The sequence below is a fragment of the Acidaminococcus sp. genome (assembly GCF_050873445.1).
Lineage (GTDB): Bacteria > Bacillota > Negativicutes > Acidaminococcales > Acidaminococcaceae > Acidaminococcus.
On the sequence record NZ_JBNMIU010000064.1, the window covers coordinates 1 to 10,730 of the forward strand.

Below are 10,730 nucleotides of genomic sequence, written 5' to 3' on the forward strand. Positions count from 1 at the left end.
AGCTGATTTTTGGGGAAAGGGGGAAGTATGCTCTTTTCTCCTCAAATTTTGTTGAGGGAGCCATAGAGATAAAAAAAGAAGGGGCTGTGAAGAAATGAATTCTCATTTCTTCACAGCCCCTTTTTTATGCCTCCGGCAGCCGGATGACGAAGGTGGTGCCTTCATTGACGCGGCTGATCATTTCTATGGTCCCTCTGTGCTGTTCTACAATGTGCTTTACGATACTGAGCCCCAGGCCGCTGCCACCGCTTTTTTTGCTGCGGCTCTCATCCACCCGGTAAAAGCGTTCGAACACCCGCTCCTGTACATCCTCCGGGATGCCGATGCCTGTGTCCCGGACGGTGAGCACCACCTGGTGCTGGGCCATATCCCGCTGCATGGTCACGTACACATGGCCGCCGGACCGGTTGTATTTTACCCCGTTGTCGATCAGATTCATGGCCATTTCCCGGAGCATGCTGCTGCTGCCCCGCACCTTGTCTTCGATAAGCTGACAGTGGATGGTCACTTTTTTATCCTTGCAGTAAGGTTCCATGAATTCGATTACCGACCGGATCAGCCCGCCCAGGGGGACGGCTTCCTGAAGGGAACCGGAAGGCACTTCCTCGATTTTGGCCAGGAAAATGATGCTGTTGATCATTTCCAGCAGGCGTTTGGCCTCCTGGCGGATCAGCTGGCCAAAATGGGCGATGTCTTCTTTCTTCTGGTACATACCTGCTTCCATCAGTTCGGCAAATCCGCTGATGGAGGTCAGCGGCGTCTTCAGCTCGTGGGTCACGTTAGCCGTGAAGTCCCGCCGCAGCTGTTCCCGTTCCCGGGCTTCTGTGATATCTATGATGATCAGCATCCGGGTAGCCCGTTCCTGGGGCGGTTCCAGAGGCCGCAGAGTCAACTGGTACTGGCGCCTCCGCAGTTTCATATTCCAGGTGATGGCCTTGTTTTCCCTTGTCCGGTCCGTGGAAAGACGGGCTCCCTTGGGCAGCAGGGGCATCAGGAATCTGCCCAGCAGTTTCTGGCGGAAGGGAGACAGGCTTTCTTCCTGCTGCAGCAGCTGCAGGCCCCAGGCATTGATCCACTGGATCCGCATCTGGTCGTCCAGCAGGATCACTCCTTCCTTCAGATTGTCGGTGATCCGTTTCATGGTATTCCGTTCCTGCTCCAGTTCGTGGAGACTCTTGCTCAGCTGCCTGCCCTGTCGGTCGATGGTGGCCAGGAAAGGTAGCAATTCCGGATAGGAAGTGTGGAACAGCTGTTTTTCTTCTTCCGTAGTGTCACCCTGCCCGATCTGGGACAGGTACCGGGTGGCCTGTTCCAGGGGGTCCAGAAGACCCTGGGTGAGCCGGCGGACAGTGAACTGGCAGATGGCAATTAAAAACAGCAGGGAAATGATCCACCAGGGCAGCAGCTGTTCCAGAGGCCGGAACAGCTCGGTCTGGGTACGGGCCACCCGCAGGATGGTGCCGTTATCCAGTTTCTGGGCCGCATACAGGGTTACTTCCTGCAGGGTCTTGGAACTGCGGGCGTCGGAACCCTGCCCCTCACCGATGGCGGCGGCCACTTCTGGCCGGTCCTTGTGGTTGGGCAGATTTTCTGCCGGTTCGTAGGAATCATACAGGACTGTTCCGTCTCTGTCAATCCAGGTGAACCGCAGGTCCGGGGCGGAATGGGCCGACCGCCGGAGCAGGCGGTAGGAATCGGCATGGTGGTCCATGTCTACGGCCATGAGCTGGGCAGCCTGCTGCAGATCATACAGGGTCTGGCGCTTGGTGGTCTGCCAGGAGGCGAAGGCGCAGACCAGGGCCGTGACCAGAATGCATACCAGTCCCACCAGGAACAGGTGGAGATAAATCCGCTTCTTCATAGGAGCCTCCTACTGGATCCGGTACCCTACGCCCCGGACGGTCTGGATGATTTTGCCTGCAGGGCCCAGTTTCTGCCGCAGGCTCCGGATGTGCATATCGATGGTACGGCTCTCACCAGCGTAGGAGAAATCCCACACCGCTTCCATGATCTGATCCCGGCTGAGCACAATGCCCACGTTGGACATCAGGTAGTGGAGCAGGTCGAATTCTTTTACAGTGAGTACGCAGGGGTTGCCGTCCGTAGTCACCTGGTGCTTTTTCAGGTCCATGGTGATGTCGCCGCAGACCAGGAGATCCTGATCCTGAGGCTTCTGCATGCTTCCCCGGCGCAGTACGGCCTTTACCCGGCTCAGCAGTTCCATGATGCCGAAGGGCTTGGAGATGTAGTCGTCGGCGCCGGCATCCAGTCCGGTGACCACGTCATATTCGCTGGTACGGGCTGTCAACATGATGATGGGAAGAGCGGCGGTAGCCGGCTGGCTGCGGAGCTTTTTCAGGATATCCAGGCCGCTTTCACCGGGCAGCATGATGTCCAGCAACACCAGGTCAGGCTTCTTCTCCTCCACGGCCTTCCAGAAAGAAAGACCGTCGGGAAAGGCTTCCGCCTGGAATTTCTGGCTGCACAGGGCATAGCGCACCAGTTCCCGGATATTTTCATCGTCTTCTACACAGTAAACCAGGGACATATAAAAATCCTCCTTTGCAAGAGCAATCAGGATGAACAGAGTACCCGCAACAGGGTCACGAGCCCGTCCCTATCCCGTTTTTATCTGTTTTTCATTATACCGTACAATCGCTTTTTATGACAGGTAGGGAACGGTTATAGCCATCCGTTTCAAAAAAAACGAACAAATTTTCGTAAAATATCTTGTCAAAGCGAACATGATATGATATCATATGTATAACGAACAAAAGTTCGAACAGAGGGGAGACTTATGAAAAAATTGTTGCTGGTCCTGCTGGCTGCGCTATTGGGGATTTCCAGTTATGGGGTGCTGCAGATGGAAGCGGCTCCTACCAGTTATCATACAGAAAAAGTTGTGGTGAATCGGGGTGACAGCCTGTGGGGCATTGCTACCCGGTTCACCCATCCCGGCGAGGATGTGCGGGAGGTCATCGACCGGATTACCAGAGCCAATCGTCTGGATCTGAAGCGGGCTATCCAGCCCGGCCAGAAGCTGGTTGTGCCGGTCAAAGTCAAGCAGGGCGAGGCAGTGGCATTAAAAAATCAATTATGAGCCCTGAGCTGAAGGAAAAAATCACCCGGCGATTTCTTTCCTTCAGCCAGATAATGGAAACAGGGCCGGCAGGTCTGTTGTGCGAGGGCATCACACATTGTGTGGTGCCCCCTTTTTGTTGTACAATGGAAAAAGTAACGAAAGGAAGGGAGCGGTGGGGTGCATGAGCGATGGGAATCCGGCCTGCCGGGGAGAAAAAGTAGGGAAATATTACATCGGGGTACTGCGGAATCTGACCCAGGGATTGGTGCCCGATGAGATGTGGCTCACCCGGGCCCGGGAATGGATCGTCCGGGCATCGGAAGACTGGCTGAATTACAGCATGGCCGCTCTTGTGTTCTGGTTCTGTAACAAAACGGAGGAGGCTCGCCGGGCCCTGGCCCGGGCACTTTCAATGGACCGGGGGAAAACGGCCCTGTTCTTCCTGCTGGCGGGGAGCTGGCAGCAGCGGCCGGGTATGCAGCGCCAGTGGCTGGAGATTTACCTGCGTCCAATGGCCGCCACCCGGGTGCCGGGGGATTTTCTCTATGCCCTGGAGCTGGGGCTGCGAGGAGCATTGCCCAATGACTGTCTGGATTTATTGAACCGAATCACGGAAGCCTGGAAAAAAAGTCTGGCTGCTGATGAAGAAACGGAAATCCGGCAGCGGGACGCCTGGCGGCAGCAGTTCCAGCAGTTCCGGGACGGGGTGCAGGTGCCCGAAATCGACCGATACCAGTACCTGGACAGGCTGGACGGAACCACAGCTTCCGCCCTGCTCCAGGGGGCGCTGCTTTCCCGTCCGGTGGGGCAGTTCGTGGAGCGTCACACCGGCGGCGAGCCTTTGGCAGAGGACCCGGGAACAACCGGGGCCAAGATGCTGGAATGGTTCCTGTGGGATGAATGCCTGGGCCTTGCGGAAGCTGCCTGGCAGGGTACCTACAGCGATTTCATTACGTTCTGGCTCCAGGCTGTGGAACAGGATACCAGCCGGCAGCTGTCTCCCCGGATGGAGCGGTACTTCCTGGCCAGCAGCCGGCAGTGGCTGCTCCAGGCCTTCGACCAGGTGCAGGGAGAAACGGCCCGGCAGGTGCCGGAGACCATTCCCTTCCAGTTCAATTATTCTTTCCAGCGTCAGGAACACAGCTTTACCTGTTCCATTGCCGACGGGCTGGAGGAGGAAAGCCTGGTGGCCCAGGCGGAGGCTGATATGGACGGATTCCTCTCCAGGTTCCAGAAACAGGTGGACTGGCACCGGAGCGCTCTGCGGCTGCTGGTTCCCCTGGCCCTTGCGGGGGCCCTGCTTTTCTGGAAGGGGAATGAACTGCTGGATTCCTTCGGCCTGGGAATCGCCTGCCTCATGGGCTTTTTGGGACTGGCCGTGGGCAAATGGCTCGGCTGTCTTTTTTCCGTGGGCATCACCGTGGGCATCGGCATGACACTCCAGCGTATTCTGGCTTCAGGGCAGCGGGGCATATGGCTGTTCGTGGGTTTCCTACTCCTGCTGGCCATCTGGCAATACCTCAAAAAGCAGGGGCCGGCGGACCAGTTCCGGAAAGAACGAAAACAGACCTGGGATGTGGTAGAGGGACTGCTCCGCAGTTCTTGCGCCGAAGTGGCGGATTTCCGGGATCATTACCGGCAGTATACCCGGGAAGGGGACATCTTGCGGCAGAGGCTGGATCGGCTGGCTGCTGACGCCGTACTCACCCGGACCCGCCGGATCTATCGCTGAGGGAGGATGCAATGGAAACAGAGAACCAAAAGAACCCTTTTGCTGAAGCCAAACCGATTGCGGCAAAAATTGCGGCAAAACAAGATACAGGCGAAAATCAGCTGCATCACAGTTTCCCTGCCTGGGACTTGGTGCCACCCCATGCGCCTGTACGGAAGGGGGCCGACGTATGAAGCCGCCTGTGATTTATGCAGAATGGATCCCGGTGCTGGAGAAGTTCGGCCGGGGAGAACAGGACGGGGAAGTGGCGGCAGCCATGCATGCAGGCAGACTGCCGCTTTTTCCGGTTGTATTGGAACGGTTTACCGTACGGCTGAAGGACGCTATGGACAAACGGTACGCCCGGCTGGTGGAACAGTTCCATGAACAGGGGGCTTTCCAGAACCCGAATCAGGTGGAATGCAGCCTGAAGAATCTGCAGCAGGGGCTGGCGTATCTGAAACAGGCTGTGACTCTGCCCGCCCTGCCGGATAATCTGCGCAGCCGGTTTCCGGACGAAATCCAGCGGGGAGCCGACCATCTGCAGCAGAACCTGGAAAATTCGGCCGTACAGGATACCACGGGACAGCTGCGTCACCTGCTGCAGCTCAGTCCGGTGAATCGATTGGAGGAACCCCATGAGCAATAGACAGGAAGCCAAACAACTGCTGCGCCGGTATCTGATCGCCCGGATCCCTTTCATCGTGCTGCAGACCATCGAAGTGCCCCGGGCTCTGGCTCTTTTGAAGGAGATCGCTGAAGAACTGGACCAGGAACAGTGGCTGGGCAAGGATACGTTCTACGCTCATACCCTGAGCAAGGGGGTGTACGCCCTGTGCACGGGCCAGACCGTGGATGAATCAGCAAAATCCATCCTGGGGGCAGGGGACTTTTTCATCAATAAGCTGCAGAAGGAGGACCGGCGGGATCAGACCCTGATCCTGACAGAGATTCCGGACCTCAGTGACGACAACAGCGAAGCCCAGCGTATGCTGGACCTGGTAAGCCTGGCCACGGAAAAATACAGCACACTGGTGGTGCTTTGCCATCGGCCGGTGTGGAACAATCTCCAGCGCCATGGACTCATCGTCACCCTGGATATGCCCGATGAGAAGGAAATGTACCAGGTCATCCACGATCAGATGGAAGGCAATCGGGACGCAGTGGATATCCAGTGGGACGAAGAGGATATGCGGGAAGCTGCTGCCACCCTGGCGGGTGTCACCAAAATCGAGGCAGAGAATGTGCTCTCGGCGCTTCTGGCCAAAGGCACAGTGACCAAGGCGGACATGGCCGAGGTGCGCAACGCCAAGAATCGGCTGTTCTCCAACATCTCCGGCCTGGAAAAGATCACCGTGGATCCCACCATGAAGAAGGTGGGCGGTCTGAAGGGACTCCAGGCCTGGCTGGATGAAAAGAAGGAGCTGCTGAAACCGGAAAAGAAGGAACTCATGCGGAAGCTGCACCTGCAGCCGCCCCGGGGCATTTTGCTGGTGGGGGTGCCGGGCTGCGGTAAATCCCTTTCAGCCAAGGCCATTGCGGCCAACTGGGAACTGCCGCTGTATCGGCTGGATTTCGCCACCGTGCAGGGAAGCTATGTGGGTCAGTCGGAACGGCAGCTGCGGGATGCTCTGGCTACTGCCGAGAACGTGTCTCCCTGCATCCTGTGGATCGATGAAATCGAAAAGGGCCTGTCCGGGGCCGGCAGCAGCAACGATGGGGGCGTATCCACCCGGATGGTGGGCCAGTTCCTGTTCTGGCTGCAGGAATGCCGCAAGGCGGTATTTGTGGTGGCTACAGCCAACGACGTGTCCATGCTGCCCTCGGAGCTGCTGCGCCGGGGCCGGTTCGATGAGCTGTTCTTTGTGGACCTGCCCACGGAGGAGGAACGGGAAGATATCCTGCACCTGTATTTCCAGCGCTACCTGCAGGTAGATATCCATTCCAATGAAGAATTTGCCGGGCAGCTGGTGGCGCTTACCGATGGCTTCACCGGGGCCGATCTGGAAAGCGCAGTGCGGGAGCTGGCCTATCGGAAGGTGGCAGAACCGGACCACGAACTGACTAAGGGAGAAATCCTGTCGTTGTTCCAGAATGTGGTTCCGCTTTCTCAAACCAGCCCGGAAAAAATCAATGCCATCCGGAACTGGGGAAAGGAACGGGCAGTCCCTGCTTCAGGCCGTCCCATCGGTGAAGAGAAATTGCCTGCCCACACCGGCAGTCTGGTGCGGCGGGTACTGGTACGGAAAAAGGAGGAGTGACCCATGTTCCTGAGCAGACAGAAACGGCAGACTTTGACAGGGAGTACCTTGCAGACAAACGCTTCCCCCCGGCAGCAGACCGGAACTCTGACAGGGGAAGGAGCCCGGCTGCTGCGGCAGAGCCGGACTCCGGCCTATATGGCCGCCCTGGGGAAGCTGGACGCAGGGGATGCCCGTCTGGACCCGGCCTTTGCGGCCAAAGTGGTGGCCCAGATCCGGAAGGAGTTCCCGGCGGTCCAGTTTCTGGGCAGCTTTTTAGGCATCCTGGCCCAATGTTACATCGACGATACCTATGATGTGCACACCCTGGACTGGCAGGAGAGGATCCTCCAGCACTACCACAAAGGGGAACCTCTGCCGGAAGTCCTTGTCAAGGGCCGCAGCCTGGCCCTCTACGGAGGGTATGCCTTCGTGGAGGTGTATACGGACTGCTGCCGGGGTGTCTACCCCGATGGCCATGTGGCTGTGATTCCCGACTGAAGGAGATTGTGAACCTTTTGGAGTACCTTTTCCGGGTGACTGACGGGGTGGGGCAAATATGCTATACTGTAGAAAACAGGCGAGATTCGCTAAGCTACCTGTTAGGAGGGATTCTTATGACAGAAGAAATGGATAAACGGGACAAAATGGAACAGGAAGACGACGCTGTAGATGCGGAAGTCCGTCCCATGGACGAAGCTTCGGACGGAGCAGCGGAAACGGAACCGGTGGATATTGCCCATGAATCGGAACAGATCATCCGCTGGGGTGCAGCCCGGGCCAGCGTCATCGTCATGACCCCCTTCCTGGGGAGCCTGGCGCTCATGGCCAATGAAGTGTATATGATTACCCGGTTGTGCGATCTGCGGGGTGTGGAACTGGAAACCGGCGCCATCGCCGGCCTGGTGGGGTCCCTGGGGGCTTCCTTCGTAGGGCAGACTGTATTTACCATGATCCCCTTCCCGCCGCTGCAGGTCCCCATGGCTGTGGGTATCACCTATGCTGTGGGCAAGGCCGCCAATGCCTGGCTGGACGCCGGACAGCCAGACGACCTGAGCCAGTTCAAAAACCTGTATGAACAGGCCCGGAAGGAAGGCATGGCCAAATTCAGGGAATTCACCAAGGACAAACGGAAGGATATCCCTCTGGGGGATGAACGGAAAAAAGTGGTGGACAAAGCCCGTCCCCTGTTCGACAAACTGAAGAACCGGGCCGATGAAGCTGCCGTGAAACTGGGCGAGGTGGCTGAGAACATGGGGACCTATGTGGAAGACCTGAATCTGCTGGTGGCCCCGTTCAAGGAAGCAGCCAGCCGCTGGATCAATGCTCAGGACTGGGAACAGCTGCGCCGGGGCGAACTGGTGGTGCCGTACACTGACCTGGCCAAGGGTCTGGGCGAAGCCATGAAGGATAGCGACTTCCAGTTCCATGACTGCCAGTATAAGGGCGAACACCAGCTGCAGGTGACGGTGGAACATGAAAAATACGGCAGCCTGACCGCTGATGTGGAAATCGAGGCCCTGGCTCTGAACAACACAGCCTCCTATGCCCGGTTCCGCATCCACGATTTCGCCATCGCCGACAACAAGCTGGGCGAATTGCTGGTACGGATGCTGGGTACCCGGATCATTATGAGCCTGGTCAATGCCATTTTTAACATGACGGTAGTGAACCGGGACGACTTGATCTGCACCTTCAACGACAAGAGTCTGACCGTGGACTTCACGGAAGTGATGGCCAAAAGCAAGGTGGCCCAGCTGAAGGTGAAGGGGTATAACCTGTTCGATCTGGTGAAACTCACCGGACTGGTGCCGGAAGCCGATGGCCTCCATGTGTACAGTAAATGGGGCCTGAAGAAGTAATCCTCGAAAATGTCTTTTTAAAAAGTATATATGTTTACGTATGGCAGGAGGGTGTTAACACCCTCCTGCCATTTGACAAAAGATAGCAAATATACACAGAACTTGCACAATTATTGTGGATTTTTTGTGTCGAATGGATTATAATAAACGCGACAGTAAAATTGCGAATGGAAGGGATTCGCAGAAGGGGGTTTACTCAATGATTAGCTTCTTTGTGTGTCTTGCTATCTTAATTGCTGGTTACTTTATTTATGGCGGATACGTAGAAAGCTGCTTCCGTCCTCCTATCGATGACAGAAAGACTCCTGCTTATCGTCTGGAAGATGGTGTTGACTACGTACCTATGGAAAACTGGAGAGTTTTCCTGATTCAGCTGCTGAACATCGCTGGCCTGGGTCCTATTTTCGGTGCTCTGGCTGGTGCAATGTGGGGACCTGCCGTATTCCTGTGGATTACGTTCGGTACTGTGTTTGCAGGTGGTGTCCATGACTTCATTTCCGGGGTACTGTCCGAACGGAATGATGGGGCATCCATTTCCGAACTGTGCGGCAAATACCTGGGTACGACCATGCGTCACATCATGCGTGGTTTCTCCGTTGTCCTGCTGATCCTGGTAGGCGTTGCATTCACTACCGGCCCTGCCGGCCTGCTGACCAAGATCACTCCGATGAGCTACAACTTCTGGCTGGTTATCCTGCTGATCTATTATTTCTGTGCTACATTCCTGCCTGTTGATAAGCTGATCGGGAAACTGTATCCTCTGTTCGGGTTCTGCCTGATTTTCATGGCTATTGGTGTTGCCTGCGGTCTGTTTGCGGAAGGGTATCATATCCCTGAAATCGCTCTGACCAATATGCATCCGAAAGGCACCCCGATCTGGCCGATCATGTTCATCACTGTGGCCTGCGGTGCTATTTCCGGGTTCCATTCCACCCAGTCTCCTATCATGGCTCGGTGCATCAAGAGTGAACGTGACTGCCACAAGATCTTCTACGGAGCTATGGTCTGCGAAGGTATCATTGCTCTGATCTGGGCTGCTGCCGGTGTTTGCTTCTACGGAAATACTGCCGGCCTGGCCGACGCATTCGTGAAGTACCATGGTGCGGGCGGCGTTGTGTATGATATCTGCTCCGGCCTGATGGGCTATCTGGGTACTGTTGTCGCCATGATCGGTGTTATTGCCTGCCCTGTGTCCTCCGCAGATACGGCTTTCCGTTCTGCACGGTACACTGTGGTTGACTGGTTCAAAATCGATCAGCACACTGTGGCTTCCCGTCTGAAACTGGCTGCGCCTATCATCGTTATCGGCGGTATCCTGACTCAGGTGGATGTAACCATCCTGTGGAGATACTTCTCCTGGACGAACCAAACCCTGGCTATGCTGGTTCTGTGGTCCGGTGCTATGTACCTGTATGCTAACAAGGGCAATGCCTGGATCGCTATCATTCCTGCAACCTTCATGAGTGCTGTATCCTGCACCTATATCCTGGTTGCTAAAGAAGGGCTGCAACTGAGCACGTCCGTTGCTTACCCCATTGGTATTGCCTTCGCTGTCGTTGCTTTCTGCCTGTTCTGGAAACGGGCCAAGAAAGTTGACCGTGGCGAACTGGATATTGCCGACAAACCTGTCCAAGGCTGATTCCTTGTAAAAAAATCTAATTCCCTTCAGAAAGGCCCGGGAGCTTGGCTCCCGGGTTTTTTTTGGTTCTTTGTCAAATGTTGGGGCGAATTTCAAATCATCCACCATTCATGGACGTGAGCATTTTTGCTTACGTCCATCTTTAATTTAGTTTTACCTTAGACAACAGTAATATCCTTCCTCGAAATCGTTTAAA

10 protein-coding genes are annotated in these 10,730 nt (G+C 56.0%); 8 read left to right on the plus strand and 2 right to left on the minus strand.

Features of this window, described 5'->3' with window-relative positions; translation table 11 throughout:
* Nucleotides 1–124: 124 nt before the first annotated feature.
* The gene (locus tag ACR0QW_RS09805; protein ID WP_432643484.1) at nucleotides 125–1,861 is read right to left on the minus strand and encodes an ATP-binding protein; all 1,737 of its coding nucleotides are present in this window, start codon (nucleotides 1,859–1,861) and stop codon (nucleotides 125–127) included.
* Between the two features lie 9 nt (nucleotides 1,862–1,870).
* Nucleotides 1,871–2,548 (minus strand): response regulator transcription factor, encoded by a 678-nt coding sequence (locus tag ACR0QW_RS09810; protein ID WP_432643485.1) that lies wholly within the window; start codon nucleotides 2,546–2,548, stop codon nucleotides 1,871–1,873.
* Nucleotides 2,549–2,797: 249 nt separating this feature from the next.
* Between ACR0QW_RS09810 and ACR0QW_RS09815 the strand changes: the two genes are divergently transcribed.
* The 8 genes from ACR0QW_RS09815 to ACR0QW_RS09850 all read left to right on the plus strand — a co-directional run bounded on the left by ACR0QW_RS09815 (nucleotide 2,798) and on the right by ACR0QW_RS09850 (nucleotide 10,534).
* On the plus strand, nucleotides 2,798–3,100 hold the full coding sequence (locus ACR0QW_RS09815) for a LysM peptidoglycan-binding domain-containing protein (protein ID WP_432643486.1): 303 nt from the start codon (nucleotides 2,798–2,800) through the stop codon (nucleotides 3,098–3,100).
* A 163-nt stretch (nucleotides 3,101–3,263) separates the two neighbouring features.
* A complete protein-coding gene (locus ACR0QW_RS09820; protein WP_432643487.1) occupies nucleotides 3,264–4,814 on the plus strand; it encodes a hypothetical protein in 1,551 nt (516 codons plus the stop codon).
* Between the two features lie 11 nt (nucleotides 4,815–4,825).
* A complete protein-coding gene (locus ACR0QW_RS09825) occupies nucleotides 4,826–4,987 on the plus strand; it encodes a hypothetical protein (protein ID WP_432643488.1) in 162 nt (53 codons plus the stop codon).
* Entirely contained in the window at nucleotides 4,984–5,442 is a 459-nt protein-coding gene (locus tag ACR0QW_RS09830; protein ID WP_432643489.1) for a hypothetical protein, read from the plus strand. The genes ACR0QW_RS09825 and ACR0QW_RS09830 overlap by 4 nt, the downstream gene beginning before the upstream one ends.
* Nucleotides 5,432–7,054, plus strand: coding sequence for an AAA family ATPase (locus tag ACR0QW_RS09835; protein WP_432643490.1), 1,623 nt, complete (start codon nucleotides 5,432–5,434; stop codon nucleotides 7,052–7,054). Before ACR0QW_RS09830 ends, ACR0QW_RS09835 begins: the two co-directional genes overlap by 11 nt.
* 3 nt (nucleotides 7,055–7,057) lie before the next feature.
* Complete coding sequence (locus ACR0QW_RS09840; RefSeq protein ID WP_432643491.1) at nucleotides 7,058–7,534, plus strand: hypothetical protein; 477 nt, start codon at nucleotides 7,058–7,060, stop codon at nucleotides 7,532–7,534.
* A gap of 116 nt (nucleotides 7,535–7,650) precedes the next feature.
* A complete protein-coding gene (locus ACR0QW_RS09845; protein WP_432643492.1) occupies nucleotides 7,651–8,895 on the plus strand; it encodes a hypothetical protein in 1,245 nt (414 codons plus the stop codon).
* A gap of 199 nt (nucleotides 8,896–9,094) precedes the next feature.
* Nucleotides 9,095–10,534, plus strand: a complete 1,440-nt coding sequence (locus ACR0QW_RS09850; protein ID WP_432643493.1) for a carbon starvation CstA family protein — start codon at nucleotides 9,095–9,097, stop codon at nucleotides 10,532–10,534.
* The last annotated feature ends 196 nt before the right edge of the window (nucleotides 10,535–10,730 follow it).

Coding starts and splice junctions, on each gene's coding strand:
- ACR0QW_RS09805 (WP_432643484.1), bottom strand. CDS start 1,861: ATGAAGAAGCGGATTTATCTCCACCTGTTCCTGGTGGGACTGGTATGC.
- ACR0QW_RS09810 (WP_432643485.1), bottom strand. CDS start 2,548: ATGTCCCTGGTTTACTGTGTAGAAGACGATGAAAATATCCGGGAACTG.
- ACR0QW_RS09815 (WP_432643486.1), top strand. CDS start 2,798: ATGAAAAAATTGTTGCTGGTCCTGCTGGCTGCGCTATTGGGGATTTCC.
- ACR0QW_RS09820 (WP_432643487.1), top strand. CDS start 3,264: ATGAGCGATGGGAATCCGGCCTGCCGGGGAGAAAAAGTAGGGAAATAT.
- ACR0QW_RS09825 (WP_432643488.1), top strand. CDS start 4,826: ATGGAAACAGAGAACCAAAAGAACCCTTTTGCTGAAGCCAAACCGATT.
- ACR0QW_RS09830 (WP_432643489.1), top strand. CDS start 4,984: ATGAAGCCGCCTGTGATTTATGCAGAATGGATCCCGGTGCTGGAGAAG.
- ACR0QW_RS09835 (WP_432643490.1), top strand. CDS start 5,432: ATGAGCAATAGACAGGAAGCCAAACAACTGCTGCGCCGGTATCTGATC.
- ACR0QW_RS09840 (WP_432643491.1), top strand. CDS start 7,058: ATGTTCCTGAGCAGACAGAAACGGCAGACTTTGACAGGGAGTACCTTG.
- ACR0QW_RS09845 (WP_432643492.1), top strand. CDS start 7,651: ATGACAGAAGAAATGGATAAACGGGACAAAATGGAACAGGAAGACGAC.
- ACR0QW_RS09850 (WP_432643493.1), top strand. CDS start 9,095: ATGATTAGCTTCTTTGTGTGTCTTGCTATCTTAATTGCTGGTTACTTT.